The 15,397-nt window shown below is 72.4% G+C and carries 15 protein-coding genes; 4 read left to right on the forward strand and 11 right to left on the reverse strand.

Annotated features, from left to right (window positions below):
* The first annotated feature begins 19 nt into the window (after positions 1-19).
* Entirely contained in the window at positions 20-1,015 is a 996-nt protein-coding gene (locus tag O7619_RS20685) for a ribonucleotide-diphosphate reductase subunit beta (RefSeq protein ID WP_282288887.1), read from the forward strand.
* A gap of 59 nt (positions 1,016-1,074) precedes the next feature.
* Here O7619_RS20685 and O7619_RS20690 read toward each other — a convergent pair whose 3' ends face one another.
* The 10 genes from O7619_RS20690 to O7619_RS20735 all read right to left on the reverse strand — a co-directional run bounded on the left by O7619_RS20690 (position 1,075) and on the right by O7619_RS20735 (position 12,625).
* Positions 1,075-2,109, reverse strand: coding sequence for a hypothetical protein (locus O7619_RS20690; protein WP_282282844.1), 1,035 nt, complete (start codon positions 2,107-2,109; stop codon positions 1,075-1,077).
* 260 nt (positions 2,110-2,369) lie between these two features.
* Positions 2,370-3,290: an ROK family protein gene (locus O7619_RS20695; protein ID WP_282282845.1), complete on the reverse strand. Its 921-nt coding sequence runs from the start codon at positions 3,288-3,290 to the stop codon at positions 2,370-2,372.
* Positions 3,287-4,738 (reverse strand): lyase family protein, encoded by a 1,452-nt coding sequence (locus O7619_RS20700; RefSeq protein WP_282282846.1) that lies wholly within the window; start codon positions 4,736-4,738, stop codon positions 3,287-3,289. Before O7619_RS20700 ends, O7619_RS20695 begins: the two co-directional genes overlap by 4 nt.
* Positions 4,735-5,706, reverse strand: a complete 972-nt coding sequence (locus O7619_RS20705; RefSeq protein ID WP_282282847.1) for an amidohydrolase family protein — start codon at positions 5,704-5,706, stop codon at positions 4,735-4,737. The genes O7619_RS20700 and O7619_RS20705 overlap by 4 nt, the downstream gene beginning before the upstream one ends.
* Positions 5,703-6,530: a creatininase family protein gene (locus tag O7619_RS20710; protein ID WP_282282848.1), complete on the reverse strand. Its 828-nt coding sequence runs from the start codon at positions 6,528-6,530 to the stop codon at positions 5,703-5,705. The genes O7619_RS20705 and O7619_RS20710 overlap by 4 nt, the downstream gene beginning before the upstream one ends.
* Complete coding sequence (locus O7619_RS20715) at positions 6,518-8,302, reverse strand: iron ABC transporter permease (protein WP_282282850.1); 1,785 nt, start codon at positions 8,300-8,302, stop codon at positions 6,518-6,520. The genes O7619_RS20710 and O7619_RS20715 overlap by 13 nt, the downstream gene beginning before the upstream one ends.
* Entirely contained in the window at positions 8,299-9,372 is a 1,074-nt protein-coding gene (locus tag O7619_RS20720) for an ABC transporter ATP-binding protein (RefSeq protein WP_282282853.1), read from the reverse strand. The genes O7619_RS20715 and O7619_RS20720 overlap by 4 nt, the downstream gene beginning before the upstream one ends.
* A 110-nt stretch (positions 9,373-9,482) precedes the next feature.
* Positions 9,483-10,532 (reverse strand): extracellular solute-binding protein, encoded by a 1,050-nt coding sequence (locus tag O7619_RS20725; RefSeq protein ID WP_282282854.1) that lies wholly within the window; start codon positions 10,530-10,532, stop codon positions 9,483-9,485.
* A 36-nt stretch (positions 10,533-10,568) separates the two neighbouring features.
* A complete protein-coding gene (locus O7619_RS20730; RefSeq protein ID WP_282282855.1) occupies positions 10,569-11,732 on the reverse strand; it encodes an ROK family protein in 1,164 nt (387 codons plus the stop codon).
* 518 nt (positions 11,733-12,250) lie between these two features.
* Positions 12,251-12,625 carry a nuclear transport factor 2 family protein gene (locus O7619_RS20735; protein WP_282282856.1) on the reverse strand — a complete coding sequence of 125 codons (375 nt, stop codon included), beginning with the start codon at positions 12,623-12,625 and terminating at the stop codon, positions 12,251-12,253.
* 70 nt (positions 12,626-12,695) lie between these two features.
* Here O7619_RS20735 and O7619_RS20740 point away from each other — a divergent pair, with 70 nt between their 5' ends.
* Positions 12,696-13,307, forward strand: a complete 612-nt coding sequence (locus O7619_RS20740; RefSeq protein WP_282282857.1) for a TetR/AcrR family transcriptional regulator — start codon at positions 12,696-12,698, stop codon at positions 13,305-13,307.
* A gap of 320 nt (positions 13,308-13,627) precedes the next feature.
* Positions 13,628-14,518 (forward strand): SGNH/GDSL hydrolase family protein, encoded by an 891-nt coding sequence (locus O7619_RS20745; protein WP_282282858.1) that lies wholly within the window; start codon positions 13,628-13,630, stop codon positions 14,516-14,518.
* A 154-nt stretch (positions 14,519-14,672) separates the two neighbouring features.
* Here the strand turns inward: O7619_RS20745 and O7619_RS20750 are convergent, their stop codons facing one another.
* Positions 14,673-14,963 carry a flavin reductase gene (locus O7619_RS20750; protein ID WP_282282860.1) on the reverse strand — a complete coding sequence of 97 codons (291 nt, stop codon included), beginning with the start codon at positions 14,961-14,963 and terminating at the stop codon, positions 14,673-14,675.
* 159 nt (positions 14,964-15,122) lie between these two features.
* On the opposite strand from O7619_RS20750, the gene O7619_RS20755 reads away from it, so the two are divergent.
* Positions 15,123-15,332, forward strand: a complete 210-nt coding sequence (locus O7619_RS20755) for a hypothetical protein (RefSeq protein WP_089155922.1) — start codon at positions 15,123-15,125, stop codon at positions 15,330-15,332.
* Positions 15,333-15,397: the final 65 nt, after the last annotated feature.

Genomic DNA, 15,397 nt, shown 5'->3' on the forward strand with positions numbered 1-15,397 from the left:
GCACACCGAGACCCGGCCCATGCTGCTCGACCCGGGCATGAACCTCACCCTGCGGCCGATGCGCTACCCGCACTTCTTCGACCGCTACCGGGACGCCATCCGCAACACCTGGACCGTCGAGGAGGTGGACCTGCACGCCGACCTGGCCGACCTGGACCGGCTCTCGCCGGCCGAACGGCACCTGGTGTCCCGGCTGGTGGCGTTCTTCGCCACCGGCGACACCATCGTCGCCAACAACCTGGTGCTCAACCTCTATCAGCACGTCAACTCCCCGGAGGGCCGGCTGTACCTGTCCCGGCAACTGTTCGAGGAGGCGGTGCACGTCCAGTTCTACCTGAACCTGCTGGATACCTACGTACCCGACGAGACCGAACGGTTCGCCGCGTTCGCGGCGGTGGAGAACATCCCGTCGATCGCCCGCAAGGCCGAGTTCTGCTTCCGGTGGATCGACTCGATCTTCGAGCTGCGGGAGCTGCGCACCCGGGCGGACCGGCGGGCGTTCCTGCTCAACCTGATCTGCTTCGCCGCGTGCATCGAGGGGCTGTTCTTCTACGGCGCGTTCGCCTACGTCTACTTCCTGCGCTCCCGGGGGCTGCTCAACGGGCTGGCGTCGGGCACCAACTGGGTGTTCCGCGACGAGTCGATGCACATGGCGTTCGCCTTCGACGTGGTGGACACGGTGCGCGCCGAGGAGCCGGACCTGTTCGACGCCGAGATGGAGCGGCAGGTGCGGGACATGCTCGCCGAGGCGGTGGAGTGCGAGGCGCAGTTCGCCGAGGACCTCCTCGGCCGGGGCGTGTCCGGGATGTCGCCGACGGACATGCGCGCGTACCTGCAACACGTCGCCGACCGTCGGCTGGCCGCGCTGGGCATCGCGCCGATGTACGGCAGCGCCAACCCGTTCGCGTTCATGGAGTTGCAGGACGTGCAGGAGCTGTCGAACTTCTTCGAGCGGCGGGTGTCGGCGTACCAGGTCGGGGTGACCGGCAGCGTCACCTTCGACGACGACTTCTGATAAGGAAGGGGCCCCGCTTAACGCATAGCGTATAGGCGGGGCCCCCGGTTAACACTCGGCTACTTCAGGAAGCGGTCGAGCGCCGCCTCGATGGTGCCGCTGTCCGGCGCCGCGTACGACTTCATCGTCGTCTTGTTGTAGGAGATGAAGCTGGGGCAGCGGGCGGTGGGCGCGGTCACCGTGCCGCCGTCGCCGATCTTCTCGCCGGTCTTGGCGGCGTGGAACGTCAGCGTGTAACGGGAGGAGATGTAGTCGACCGTGACGATCTTGCCGTCGGTGGCCTTGTACTGGCACTTCTTCGGCGCGCCCTCGCTGCCGTCGACCACCTTCAGGCAGCCGATCACCGACGCGCTGGCGAAGTCCGCCGACTTGACGTAGTAGCGCTTGTCCGAGCTGAACGACTTCTGCGACCAGTACGTCGGCCGGTCCGGGGCGTTGGAGAAGACGTACGCCTTGGCGTTCGACGGCCCGGTGTACGGAGCGGCGTTGAGGATCGAGCCGCCCTCGCAGACGGCGGACATCTCGCTCGAGTAGCGGGCGGTCAGCGCGTCGTTGCTGGGCGGCTCCTCCGGCCCGGTCGACTCCGGCGCCGACCCGGTGGGGGCCGGTGTCGACGTGTCCGGCCCGGGGGTGGTGCTGCCGGACGCGACAGGCGTCGGGTCGTCCTTGTCGTCCCCGCCGAACGCGACGTAGGCGAGCCCACCGCCGCAGCAGAGCAGCGTCAACGTCACCGCGCCGGCGGCGAGGCCGACGATCAGACCCTTCTTCGACCGGCCGGGCGGCGGGGCCGGCGCGAACGGCGCCGGCTGCCCCGGGTAGCCGGGCTGGCCCGGGTACGGCGCGCCGGCCGGCGCGCCGTAGGGAGCACCGGACCCCGGCTGCGCGCCGTAGGGAGCACCGGACGCGGGCGGCGTGCCGTAGGGCGCTCCCGACGCCGGCTGCTGGCCGTACGGCGCGCCCGAGGCGGGCGGCGTGCCGTAGGGCGCGCCGGAGGCGGGCTGCTGGCCGTACGGGGCGTTGGGGTCGGGCTGGTTGCCCCACGCTCCGGCGTTCGGGTCCGGATAACCTCCGTAGGGAGGGTGATTGTCACTCATCTGAGGTTCTTCCACCTGTCGTCCGTGGTTCCGGCGATCAACCACCCGCAGCGTAATGACGGCTGCAAACCCGTGCTCGCCGAAGTTCGATCACTCTTCACCGGTGGTGCCGGCGTCGTTCCGGTGCGTGCCCGACCGGCCTCCGCGCCAGCCCCACACCCGGGTGCCACCTGGTGGGATCCGTTGTCCCGCAACGGATCCCGGGCCTGACACCGGTCGTTCCGTGTGTCAGAAATGTGACGCACTTGACACCGGGACGGTCAGCGCGGCACCGGCACCGTGTCCCGCGCGAGGGCGAGCGCGCCGTACAACGCGGCGTCGTCGGCGAAGCGGGACCGCACCACGTCGGGCGGGTGCGGCAGGGCCTCGGTCAGCCGGTCGACGAGCATCCGCCGGATCAACCCGCTGCGCGTCACGCCGCCGACCAGCACGATCCGCTGCGGATCGAGCAGCAGACAGCAGGTCACCAGCGCGCGGGCCGCCTCGTCGACCCGGGCGGCGAGCGCGTCGCGGGCCGCGCCCGGCCGCTCGGCGGCGGCGGTGAGCCCGGCCGCGCCGTCCGGCACGCCGAGGTCGGCGGCGAGGCGGTCCAACGCCCGGCCGGAGAAGTCCAGCTCCAGCATCGTCCCCGGCCAGGGTGCGCCGGCCACCGCGTACCCGATCTCGCCGGCCGCGCCCCGGTGGCCGGGCAGCACCGCGCCGCCCACCGTGACGGCCGCCGCGATGCCGGTGCCGATCCCGACCACCAGGCCGGGGTCGACGCCGCGCAGGTCGCCCAGCCGCAGCTCGGCCAGAGCGGCGGCGTTCAGGTCGTTGTCCACCGCGACCCGGGGCACGTCCAGCGCCTCGCGGACCGCGTCGGCCAGGCGCAGCCGCTCCCAGCCGGGCACGTTCGGCGCCAGGTCGATGCCGTCCGGGCGGACCACGCCGGGCGAGGCCACCCCGGCGGCGGCGAGCGGGCCGCCGACCTCGCCGACCAGGTCACCGGCGAGCGACAGCGCCCGGGCCAGCGCCTGCGGCGCGCCCTGCTCGGCGTGCGTCGGCACCCGGCGGTGGGTCAGCAGCCGGCCGTCGGCGTCGGCCACCCCGACCGCCATCTTCGTGCCGCCGAAGTCGATGCCGAGGAGCAGCCCCGCGCCGCGCGTGCCGGCGGCCGGCGGACCGGACACCCGCACGCTCACGGGACCGAAATCTCGGCGGCGACGGCGTCCAGCTCCTCGTCCGCCCGGCGCAGCAGGTCGCGCACGCCGGCCAGCCGGTCCGCGACCGGGTCCAGCGCGGCCCGCAGCACGCCCACCTGGGCGCGGACCGCGGCGGCGCCCGGCCCGTCGGCCTGCGCCCGCCGGAGCACCAGCTCCGGCCGGACGGCGGCGGCGATCAGGTCGGCCACCGCCGCGTCGTCCAGCTCACCGGCGGTGTCGGCGGCGGCGGCGCGTACGCCCTCGGCGGTCCAGGTGTCCGGCCCGCCGGCCCGGACCAGCCGCCCGACGAGCGAGTGCGCGGCCCGGAACGGTACGCCGTGGCGGGTCAGCGCGTCCGCGGCGGCCGTGGTGGTGGCGCCGGAGGCGACGATCTCCTCCCGGCTGGGCGGGTTCAGCGGCGCGATCTCGGCGAGGAAGCCACCGACGAGCGCGAAGAACCGCCGCGCCCGGTCGTTGCTCTCCCAGAGCCGCACCTGCACGTCGGTGGTGGCGTTGTTGGAGTCCTCCCACCAGGCGGCGCCCACGTTGTTGAGCACCGAGGCGGCGTCCGCCGCGGCCTGCCCGGCGTAGGAGACCAGGTGCTCCAGCACCACCGGGTTGCGCTTCTGCGGCATGATGCTGCTGCCCTGGGTGAAGTCGCCCGGGGTGGTGACCCACTGCCAGCTCAGCCAGTCCATCAGCGTGCGGGCCAGCCGCGCGCCGGTGGCGAGCGCCCGCGCGTTGACCGTGCCGACCCGGACCAGGTGGTCGGCGCCGGCCACCGCCTCGTACGAGTTGGTGACCAGGCCGGCGAAGCCGAGCAGCTCGGCCACCCGGGCGGGGTCGATGTCCAGGTCGGTGCCGGCGAACGCGCACGAGCCCAGCGGCGAGACGTTGAGCTGGTCGATCACGTCGGCGTAGCTGGCGGCCTGGCCGGCGAGCGCCTCGGCGTAGCCGGCGAGCGCGTGCCCGATGGTGGTGGGCTGGGCCGGCCGGCGGTGGGTGTAGCCGGTGATGACCACGTCGGCGTACCGGTCGGCCTGGTCCAGCGCGGCGCAGCCGGTGTCCAGCACCCGCTGGAGCACCTCGACGAGCTGGTCGCGCAGCAGCATCCGGAACACGCCGGCGTCCAGGTCGTTGCGGCTGCGGGCGAGCTGCACGTCCAGCTCGGAGGTGGGGATGCCGCACGCCGCCGCGAGCCGCTTCTCCAGCAGGTAGTAGGTGTCCTCGAAGCTGCCGTCGTACGCCGGGGGCGCGCTGGTGTCGGCGCGCAGCTCGGCCAGCCCGCGCAGCAGGCGGGCGCCGCGCTCGGCCGGGATCAGCCGCTGCTCGGTCAGCATCACCACGTGCGCCTGGCTGGCGCGCACCATCGCCGGGTAGAGGTGCCCGACGTGGTGGTCGTACGTCGGCGCCAGGTGGTAGCGCTGGTAGGTGGTCAGCGTGCTCATCGGGTTTCCTTCCAATCGACGGTCGGGCCGAGCAGCCGCTCGGCGTTCCCGGCGAAGATCGCGCGCAGGTGGTCCTCGGGCAGGCCCAGCTCGTGGCAGACGCGGAGCTGGTCGTCGAGGTAGCGGGTGACGTAGCCGCGCGGGAACCAGGACGAGTCGCTGCCGTAGACGATGCGCCGCGGCCCGATCGTCTCGTAGCAGCGGCGGAACAGGTCCTCGAGCGTGAGCTTGTACGGCATCCAGCGCACCCACTGGTTCGAGCCGGACGTGTCGATGTGGATGTTCGGGCAGCCCCAGGCGGCGAAGGACAGCTCCTGCACGTGCTGGACGCCGAAGTGCGGCACCACCACGGCCAGCTCGGGGAAGCGGCGGGCCATCCGGACCAGCTCGTCCGGCCCGCCGTACCGGCCCACGGGCAGGCCACCGGCGCTGCCGTAGTGACCGATGTGGATCAGCACCGGCACGCCGAGCCGCTGGGCGGTGGCCCAGAGCGGGTCCAGGTCGGTGTGGTCGAGCGGGCCGCGCAGCAGCGGCGCGAACAGCTTCAACCCGCGCAGCCCGCGCTCGGTCACCGCGCGTTCCAGCTCGGCGGCGGCGTCCGGGCCGTACGGGTCGTGGTGCGCGAAGCCGAGCAGCAGGTCCGGGTGCCGGTCGACGACGTCGGCGAGCGCGTCGTTACCGCCGCCGGTGACGAAGACCGCCCGGCGCACCCGCACCGCGCGCAGCTCCTCGGCCCACCGGTCCGCCTCGTCCTCCCAGCGCTCGGCGGGCGGCTCCGGGTCGGGGAAGCTCCAGGCCCGACGCCACTGCCGGGCGTACGGCGCGGACCCGTCGGCCCGCGCCGCGCGTTCGTGCTCGCCGCCCGGGTGCATCCCGGCGGCCTCCTCGCAGGCGTGGATCGTCTCGTCGGCGCCGATGCGGAAGTGCAGGTGGAAGTCGACGACGTCGAGTCCCCGGTCGACGGTCACACGTCCTCCTCAGGGAGCGGGTCGGCGGTGGGCGGGGCGGGCATCGGGGCGGCCACCCAGGCGGCGACGATCTCGCGCAGCCGCTCGCCGGCCGTGCTGCGCACCGTGCGGCCGGCCTCCTCGGTGGCCCGCGAGACGTGCCCGGACCAGCCCTGCCACGGGTCGGGGCGGGACTCGACGAGCACGTACGGGTGGGTCACCGGCAGCTTCGGTCGTGGCGGCAGGTCGGTGGCGGCGTCCAGGCGTACCGTCTCCGGCGCGAAGCCGAGCACGCCGGACGTCTCGTACGCGCCGCCGTGTCCGCGGGCGATCACGTCGCCGTACAGCTCGCCGGTCTCCGCCGGGGTGACCAACTGGAACCAGTTGACGAGCAGCAGGCTCGCGGTGCGCCGCCCGGAGACCCACTCCATCGCGGCCCGGACGGTGGACATGTTGGCGTCGTGTCCGTTGACCACCAGCAGGCGGGGGAAGCCGGCGGCCACGATGCCCTCGATCACGTCGGCGAGGTAGCCGACCGCGATCTCCGGCCGGATCGCCACCGTGCCCGGCCAGGGTCGGGTCTGCCCGGGGCAGGCCGCGTACGCCACCGGCGGGAACAGCACGCCGCGCGGGCCGGGACCGGGCGCGGCGCTCTCGGCGGCGAAGCCCTCGGCGAGGATGAGGTCGGCGCCGAGCGGCAGGTGCGGCCCGTGCCACTCGACCGCGCCGACGGGCAGCACCGCGAAGTCGGCCGCCGCGACGACCGCGGCCAGCTCGCCGCCGGGGATCCCGGCGGCGGGCAGCAGCCCACCGCCGGCCGGCCAGAGGGTCGTCACGCCGTCCATTTCACTGCCTCCCGGGCCGCCCGGCCGCCGCTCTGGAGCCGGCCGGAGACCACCATCACCACGAAGATCAACACCACCTGGAGCATGCCGTACGCGGCGGCGGTGCCGACCTCGAACGAGTACATCCGGTTGTTGATCTCCACCGAGATCGGCGCGGTCTCCGAGGTGTAGATCAGCACCGAGGCGACGAACTCGCCGACGCCGTTGACGAACGCGAGCAGCGCGCCGGCCAGCACGCCCGGCAGCATCAGCCGCAGCGTGACCGTGCCGAACGCCCGTCCCCAGGACGCGCCGAGGTTGCGGGCGGCCTCCTCCAGCGACGGGTCGAGCTGCGCCAGCGTGGCCGAGCTGGACCGGAACACCAGCGGCAGGAACCGCACGAAGTAGGCCAGCGGCATGATCCAGAAGGTGCCGATCAGCACCTGGCCGAAGCTGAACGCGTTGCCGGTGCTGAACGCCGAGATCAGGTTGATCGCGACCACCGTGCCGGGCAGCGCCCACGCCAGCATGACCGCCACGTCGAGCAGGCCGCGCCCGCGGAAGTCCAGCCGGCGCACCGCGTACGCGATGAGCACGCCGACCACGACGCAGCCGACGGTGGCGAGCAGGCTCATCTGGAGCGAGTTGACGATCGGCCGGTAGGCCCCCGGGTCGGAGAAGATGGTGGTGAAGTTCTGCGTGGTGTAGCCGGACGGAATGACCTCGGTGGTCCACGAGCCGTCCTGCGAGAACGCCACGAGCGCGATGGTCGCCACCGGGGCGAGCAGCACGACGACGGCGAGCAGCGAGGCGGCCAGCGCCAGCCAGCGGGCAAACGGGTTGGTCAGCTCACGGCGGTGGCTGGCGACACCCTTGGACTGGGAGCGGTAGCTGCGCCGCCCCTCGTACCAGCGCATGCCGAGCAGGAACAGCACCGACACCACGGCCAGCACCGACGCGTAGGTCGAGGCCATCGGCAGGTCGCCGTTGGTGCGGTTGATGTAGATCTGCATGGTCATGGTCCGGTCCACCCCGAACAGCAGCGGAGCGGTGTACGACGCCAGCGACGTCATGAAGACCAGCAGCGAGGCGGAGACCAGCGCCGGGGTGAGCATCGGCAGCAGCACGGTCCGCCACACCCGCACCCGGCTGGCGCCCAGGTTGTAGGCGGCCTCCTCCACCGACGGGTCCATGCCGGTCAGTGCGGCGGACGCGGCCAGGTAGAAGAACGGGTACATGGTGAACGTGTGCACCACGAGCACGCCGGCGATGCCGCTGAACGGCAGCACCGGGTTCTCCGTGCCGAAAAGCTGTTGCAGCGCGCGCGGCAGGATGCCGGTCTCGCTGTAGAGGAGCTGGAACGAGATCGCCCCGATCAGCGGCGGCAGCGCCGCCGGCACCAGGATGATCGCCTCGATCAGCCGGCGGCCGGGGAAGGAGAACCGCTTGAGCAGGAACGCCATGGCGACGCCGACGATCCCGCAGAGCAGCACGCTGGCGGCGGAGATCAGCAGCGAGGTGAGCAGCGCGGAGCGGGCCACGCCGTCGCCGGTGAGGAAGCGGGACCAGTTGTCCGGCCCGTCCACGCCGACGCTCTCGCCGAACGTGGCGAGCATCGGCTGCACCACGTAGCCGAAGAGGATCAGCACCAGCGGGAACACCAGGACGTACGGGAACCAGCGCGAGTTGGCGCCGATCGTCGGGCGGCGGAAGCGCCGACCGCCCGGCGGCGTGGGGTCCTCGGTGACCGGCGGGACGGTGGCCGCGCTCGGGGTCGCGGGGATGGTGCTCATGCGCCCACCACCCACATCCGCTCCGGCGGCAGCCGCAGCCCGACCTGGTCGCCCACGGCCAGCCCGCCCGGCACGTCGATCGCGGCCACCTGGACCGCCTCGCCACCCACGTCGACGAGCAGGTTGGTGGCCATGCCGGTGAACTCCAGCTCGGTCACCCGGCCGCTGAGCGTGCCGTCGTCGGTGGGCGGGCCGAGCGTGATGTGCTCGGGGCGTACCGACACCAGGGCGGTGCCGCCCTCGCGGAGCCCGTGCTCGGCGGGCGCGGCGACCGGCACCTGCCAGCCGCCGGGCAGCGCCACGGTCACCGTGTCCGGTCCGGCGGTCACCACCGGCAGGCTGAGCACGTTGCTGCGGCCGATGAACCGGGCCACGAACGAGGTGGCCGGCCGGTGGTAGATCTCCTGCGGCGTGCCGACCTGCCGGACCCGGCCGGACTCCATCACCGCGATCCGGTCGGACATGGCCATCGCCTCGGACTGGTCGTGCGTGACGTAGAGCGCGGTGGTGCCGGAGTCCTTCTGGATCCGGCGGATCTCGACCCGGGTCTCCTCGCGCAGCTTCGCGTCGAGGTTGGACAACGGTTCGTCGAGCAGCAGCGTGCGGGGCCGGATCACCAGCGCCCGGGCCAGCGCGACCCGCTGCTGCTGGCCGCCGGAGAGCTGGTCGATCCGCCGGTCGCCGTACCCGCCCAGGTGGACCTCGCCGAGCACCTCGTCGACCCGCCGCTTGGCGTCGGCCCGGCCGACCTTGCGGATCTTCAGGCCGTACGCCACGTTCTGGGCGACGCTCATGTGCGGGAAGAGCGCGTAGTTCTGGAACACCATGCCGGTGTCGCGCTTGTTCGGCGGCCGGTTGGTGACGTCCTCGGCGCCGAAGCGGATCCGGCCCGAGCTGGGGAAGTAGAAGCCGGCCACCATGCGCAGGGTGGTGGTCTTGCCGCAGCCGCTCGGGCCGAGCAGGGTGAAGAACTCCCCCGCGCCGATGCGCAGGTCGACGTCGTCGACCGCCGCGGTGTCGCCGGCGCGTGGGAAGCGCTTGCTCACCGACTCCAGCGTGACATCGATCATGATGTCTCTCCTTGCGTCCGGTAACCGGGTCCGACCGGTGACGGGTGGGGGCGGTTCGGGAGGCGACGGCGGTACGCCGGGCGCGTGGCGCGCCCGGCGTACCCGTCCGGTCAGCCCTTGTTCTTGATCTCGCTGTTCCAGTGGTTGATCCACTCGGTCTCGTGCTTGCCGACCACGTCCCAGTCGACGTCCATCGGCTTGAGGTCGAGCTGGGCCAGCCACTCCGGCTTCTCGGCGATGTCGATGGCCGGGATCTGGAAGTAGTCCTTGGCCAGCTCGGCGCGGAGCGAGTCGTCGAAGAGGAACTCCAGGAACTTCTGCGCGCCCTCGCTGTTGCCGCCCTTGACCTGGGCCAGGCCGTCGACCAGGACCGGAGCGCCGGAGGCCGGCATCACGTAGCCGAACGGCATGTTCGCCTGGTTGGCCTGGAGCAGGATGTCCTGGAGGTTCCAGGCGCTGATCGTGCCCTGCTGCCGGGACAGCTTGAGGTAGAGGTCGGTCGGGTTGGCCGCGTACGCGCCGGTGTTGGCGTCGAGCTTCTTCAGCCAGTCGTAGCCGGGCTGCGGGTTGCTACCGTCGGGCGACTTCTGCTGGATCATCGAGGCGTAGATCGATCGCATGGTGCCGGACGCCGCCACGTCCCGGATGATGATCTTGTCTTTCCACTCCGGCTTCAGCAGGTCGTCCCAGTCCTTCGGGGCCTGCTCCGGGGTGAGCGCCTTGTTGTTGTACATGATGACCTCGGGCAGCAGGATCTCGCCGAACCACCGGCCCTGCGGGTCCTTGTACGCCTCGTCCATCTTGCCGGCGAACGACGGCTGCCAACTGGTCAGCAGGTCCTCGGACGCGCCCGCCGCGAGACCCTGCTGGGTGCCGCCCCACCAGACGTCGGCCTGCGGGTTGGCCTTCTCCGCCCGGACCCGCTCCAGGATCTCCTGGGCGCCGAGGTTGAGCACCTCGACCTTGCCCTTGTACTCGGGGTACTTGGCGGTGAACTTGTCGACGACGAAGGTGGTCACCTTCTTGTCGCGGGCCGTGTAGATCGTCAGCTTCTCGGCCTCGCCGGAGCCGGAACCGGAGTCACCGGAGCCGCCGCCGCAGGCGGTGCCGGCGGCGAGGACGGTGGCGAGCGCACCGGCGAGCAGGAGTCGACGTCTCATGGGGTACCTCCGAGGGTGTGTTGAGTGGTCGAACGGTCAGGGAGCGGGTAGCAGGTTGGACAGACCGGACGCGGCGGCGGAGAGCGCGTAGCTGATCGCACCGTGCAGCACCGCCTGGTCACCGAGGACCGCGCGGCGAACCTCGGTCGGGCTGGGGGTGCCGAGGGACACCAGCGCCTGGAGCCGCTCCACGGCGTCGTCGTCGAGGTCGGCCGCGGCGCCGCTGAGCAGCACCCGCCCGGGGTCGACCACGCAGGCGCAGGAGACGATGAGGCGGGCCCAGGCGGCGAGCACCTCGGCCAGGTAGGCGGCGGCCCGCTCGTCGGTCGCGGCCAGCTCGACGAGCGTCCGCACCGGTGCGGACGGCCGGCGGCCCGGCGCGAGGGCCACCACCCGCTCGGCGATCGCGCCGGCCGACCACCGGGCCTCGAACGGCCCGATGCCGTCGTGCCCCCGGTCGGCCGGGTCGAGCGGCAGGAAGCCCACCTCGCCGGCCGCGCCGCCGGCGCCCCGGCGCACCTGCCCGTCGAGCACCAGGCCGGCGCCGATGCCGTCGGCGACGTGCAACAAAAGAAGGTCGGCCACGTCGCTGCCGGCGCCGGCGGCGTGCTCACCGGCGGCCATCAGGTTCACGTCGTTGTCGATCACCACCGGCACGCCCAGCCGCCGCTGCACCGACTCCCCCACCGGGCGCGCCTCGACCAGCCCGACCGACGGGGCCAGCCGGACCGCGCCGCCGGTGGAGACGCCGGGCGCGGCGATGGCCACGCCACGCAGCGCGGGCAGCCCCGCGCCGGCCAGTTCCGGCACGGCGGTGCAGATGAGGTCGACGATGTCACCGGTACGCCGCACCGCGCGGTGGCCGATCACGGCCCCGTCGCTGTCGGCGATCTCGCAACTGATCCGGGCCGGCTCCAGCGCGACGGCGGCGACCAGCTCGGCCCGGGGGTTGAACTCCAGCATGGCGCGGGGACGGCCGGCGCGGGAGGCGCCGGGGCCGCGCTCGATCAGGTAGCCCTCGGCGATCAGGTCCCGCACCAGCGGGGTGAGCGTGGCGGGGCTCAGCCCGGTCAGCTCGGTCAGCTCGGCACGGGACAGCACCCGGGCCGAGCGGGCGGCGGAGATCACGCTGCTGCGCTTGATCTCCTTCGACCGCTCTCGGCTCACCGGGCTCGTCGGTGGGGTCACCACGTCTGTCACACTTCCTTCCTACGGCGAACGAACTATTGCGTCAAGTCACGATCCGGTCTCGCGGGCTCCACAGCCGGCCCGCGAACTGGACAAACGGCGACAGTGAGCGCTTCCAGACAGGTCCGGTTCCGCCGATGCCACCTCTTCGGCACCCACGATCAACCCGTCCTTAGTTCGCTTCATGAAGAAATATCGTCGCGCCCGTCTCCCGAGCGCCGTGATGACCCTGCCATTGAGGACAGTCGCCCTTCCAGCGGGGGCGTCGACCGGTCGCCGGCAACTCTCCGGCGCCCGGCGCCTGTCGGGCTGAGAGCAGAAACGACTCACCGGCCGCGCCTCGACCGGCCCCCTTTTGGGTGCACCTGTTGTCGCTCCCGCGACGACAGGTGCACCCGGAACCCTCAGGTCCAGATCCCGCGCGGCGCGCGCCCGTCCGGTACGAACAACCGGGAAGGCCGCCCTCCCGGGAGCCGCCCGGTATCAATCCCCGTGAAGCGTGGAGCGTTGTTCGAGCTGCGTGGGTGGAACTATGCGGAGGGAATCGTCCGGGTGGCTTGGATGGCGCGGCGCAGCCGACCGTCGGCAGCCAACTCCCCGAACATGTAGATCTCCGTGGTGATGACGGCGCCCTTGTGCAGCTCCGCGATGAGCCGGTATCGGGCGGCGACCTGGTCGCCGTCCACCAGTGCCTGCTCCACCTCGACACGGAGACCAACTGCCCGTCTGCGGGCCGGACGGATGTGATCCAGAAGCCGCTGCCGGTCCAGCAACACGCCGTCGTTGACCAGCTCATAATCCGGCGTGTGGTAGCGGTCGAGCACGGTCGCCGGATCCTCGTCGCCCAACCCCGCCTCCTGCGGATAGCGGATCAGATAGCCGGTCAGATCGGTACGGGGCGTCATGCGATCTCCCTGAAACGACTTATCTTTGACGGCGTGTCCACGGTAATGCCGGGGCGGTAGGTTAGACAACATGTCAGAGTTAACAGGTGGTCGTCGCCGACGGCGGCGTTCGGACGCCGAACGCAGCGCCGCCGCCGTACTCGACGCCGCCGTCCAGGTGCTCGGTCGGCACCCGGACGCGAAGGTGGAACAGGTCGCCGCCGCGGCCGGCGTCACCCGCCAGACCGTGTACGCCCACTACCCGTCCCGGCCGCTGCTGGTGGCCGCGGTCGTCGACCGCATCACCGCCGAAGCCGTCGCCGCCCTCGACGCCGCCGACGTCGACGCCGACGACGTCGACAGCGGCACTGTCACCGAGGCGCTGCTGCGCTGGCTGGACGTCACCTGGCGGCTCTTCGACCGGTACCCGCTGCTCCTGCACCCCTCGGTGACCGCGATCGATCAGGCGGAGTCCGACCGCCAGCATGCCGGAGTCAACGAGCGCCTGGAGCGGCTGATCAGGCATGGCCAGGCCACCGGCGAGTTCGACGGCACCCTCAGCCCGGCCTGGTTGGTCTCCGCGACCATCGCGCTCGGTCATGCGGCCGGTGGCGAGGTCGCTGCCGGCCGCATGACCACCGCGCAGATGGCGGCAGTGCTGCGCCCCAGCATCCTGCGCCTCTACGGCGTCCGCGAGCCCTGACCCCCACGATGGACGCGAGCATGTCTTCCCCACCCTCGCGCCCGTCGACACCACCACCGACCCAGGGGTACGCGGAACGCTGCCCGCCCGGGTCGGGATAGCCGCCGCCGGTGGCGCCGACCGCCGCCACGCCCCGCGCGACCCGGCGGCGGCCGACGTGGCCCGGCTCGCGGCCCTCGTCGGCCTGGCCCGCTGAACGAGCCCCGACGGCCCACATACCCGGCTCCCATTTAATGAGGACCTTCTATATTGACGGATGTCGCAGGCGCGGACAGACTCTCGGCACCACCACCCCCATGATCCCGCTCCGGGAGGGCGCCATGAACCGTCCCCGCCTGCCGTTCGCGCGTACGGCCGCGCGACTGGCCGCGCTCGCCGCGGCCACCGCCGGCGTGCTGCTCGCCGTCACCGCACCCGCGCACGCCGCCGTGCCGTCCGGGCGGTACGTGGCGCTCGGCGACTCGTACACCGCCGGCCCGCTCATCCCCACCCAGATCGACCTGAACTGCCTGCGGTCCAACCGCAACTATCCGTCCCTGGTCGCCGCGTCCGCCGGCTCGTCGTCGTTCGCGGACGTGAGCTGCTCCGGCGCGACCACCGACGACATCCTGTACGGCGGGAGCGGGCAGCTCGGCATCAACGAGCCGCCGCAGCTCAACGCCGTCACCTCGAACACCGCGCTGGTGACGGTGCAGATCGGCGGCAACGACATCGGGTTCTCCGGGATCATCAGCACCTGCGCCGAGGCGAGCGTCAGCAGTCCGCTCGGCTCACCGTGCAAGGACCGGTACACCGCCGGTGGCACCGACCAGCTCCGGGCCCGGATCGCCGCCGCCGCGCCGAAGGTGACCACGGTGCTGCGGTCGGTGCGGCAGGCCGCGCCGAACGCGCGGGTCGTGGTGCTCGGCTACCCGGCGATCGTGCCGGACAGCGGATACGGCTGCTGGCCGGTGGTGCCGATCTCCTACCAGGACGTGCCCTACCTGCGCGGCGTCGCGAAGGCGCTCAACACGATGCTGTCCGACACCGCGGCGGCGAACGGCGCGAGCTACGCCGACGTCTACACCCCGTCGATCGGGCGGGACGCGTGCAAGAGCAGCGGCACCCGGTGGGTCGAGGGCCTGGTGCCGCAGAACTCGGCCGCTCCGTTCCACCCCAACGCCCGAGGTGAGCAGGGCATGGCCACCGCCCTGCTGGCGCACCTCAACTGAGCTGATCCGGTCCTGAGCCCGGCCCCGCACGCCGCGGGACCGGGCTCGGGCCGGGCCGGCGCAGGGTGGGCCGCAGCACGAAGCCCCTAGCCCACATTCAGGGATTCCCCTCCCACTTCCCAGGACGCGGGGAGATCTTGGAAGCAAAGTGCCCCTACAGGGGCCATCCGCTTCCAAGATCGCGGAAGGGCTGCCGTCGCGTCGCCGCGAGACGCCGGACCCAGCCGAGGAACCGGCCGTGGAGCGCCTCCGGGTCGGGTGGGTTCGGGTACAGCCGGGTCAGGTCGGCGGTCGCCTCGGTCAGCAACCCGGCCATGTCGACGGCCAGCCACCTCGCCTCCCCTGTGTAGTCGGCGGCCAACTCGGCCCGGGCCTCGCCGCACGGCCAGGGGTGGGCGCAGGCGGTGCAGATCCAGAAGGGCTTGAGCGGGGCGTGACGCTGCACGTGTGACCTCCCGGGATGGGTCGGGTAGCGGATGGTGCCCCGTACCGCCGGACGTCGCCGCCAGCGGCGCGAGGCCCGCAACCACTCCACTCCAATCCCGAGGAGTTGTCAATCTGTAAGTGACGAATGCACAGTATCTGTCGTGCCTACGTTCGGACGGTGAGACGACCACGGCTGTACGGGCCCGGCGAGCTGGCGGCCCTGTTCGGCGTGTCGCGTCAGCGGGTTCTCCAGATCACCCGCCGTCCCGGATTCCCCGAGCCGCTCGCCCGGCTGATCGGCATGAACGTCTGGGACGCGGACGAGGTCGACGAGTGGGCCCGGCACCACCGCCCGCCCCGCCCGACCGACGGCGACGAGCAGGGCTGATCGACACCAGCTCGGCGAGGTGGCGGGGTCGGACCGGCCGGGATGACACCACCTCGCCGGAATGG

This window comes from Micromonospora sp. WMMD998, from assembly GCF_029581235.1.
Taxonomy (GTDB): domain Bacteria; phylum Actinomycetota; class Actinomycetes; order Mycobacteriales; family Micromonosporaceae; genus Micromonospora.

What these genes read in the sequence shown, in the direction of transcription:
- O7619_RS20735 (WP_282282856.1), bottom strand. Translation starts at nt 12,625, where the DNA reads ATGACGCCCCGTACCGATCTGACCGGCTATCTGATCCGCTATCCGCAG.
- O7619_RS20685 (WP_282288887.1), top strand. Translation starts at nt 20, where the DNA reads ATGCTGCTCGACCCGGGCATGAACCTCACCCTGCGGCCGATGCGCTAC.
- O7619_RS20740 (WP_282282857.1), top strand. Translation starts at nt 12,696, where the DNA reads ATGTCAGAGTTAACAGGTGGTCGTCGCCGACGGCGGCGTTCGGACGCC.
- O7619_RS20700 (WP_282282846.1), bottom strand. Translation starts at nt 4,738, where the DNA reads ATGAGCACGCTGACCACCTACCAGCGCTACCACCTGGCGCCGACGTAC.
- O7619_RS20710 (WP_282282848.1), bottom strand. Translation starts at nt 6,530, where the DNA reads ATGGACGGCGTGACGACCCTCTGGCCGGCCGGCGGTGGGCTGCTGCCC.
- O7619_RS20720 (WP_282282853.1), bottom strand. Translation starts at nt 9,372, where the DNA reads ATGATCGATGTCACGCTGGAGTCGGTGAGCAAGCGCTTCCCACGCGCC.
- O7619_RS20725 (WP_282282854.1), bottom strand. Translation starts at nt 10,532, where the DNA reads ATGAGACGTCGACTCCTGCTCGCCGGTGCGCTCGCCACCGTCCTCGCC.
- O7619_RS20715 (WP_282282850.1), bottom strand. Translation starts at nt 8,302, where the DNA reads ATGAGCACCATCCCCGCGACCCCGAGCGCGGCCACCGTCCCGCCGGTC.
- O7619_RS20745 (WP_282282858.1), top strand. Translation starts at nt 13,628, where the DNA reads ATGAACCGTCCCCGCCTGCCGTTCGCGCGTACGGCCGCGCGACTGGCC.
- O7619_RS20690 (WP_282282844.1), bottom strand. Translation starts at nt 2,109, where the DNA reads ATGAGTGACAATCACCCTCCCTACGGAGGTTATCCGGACCCGAACGCC.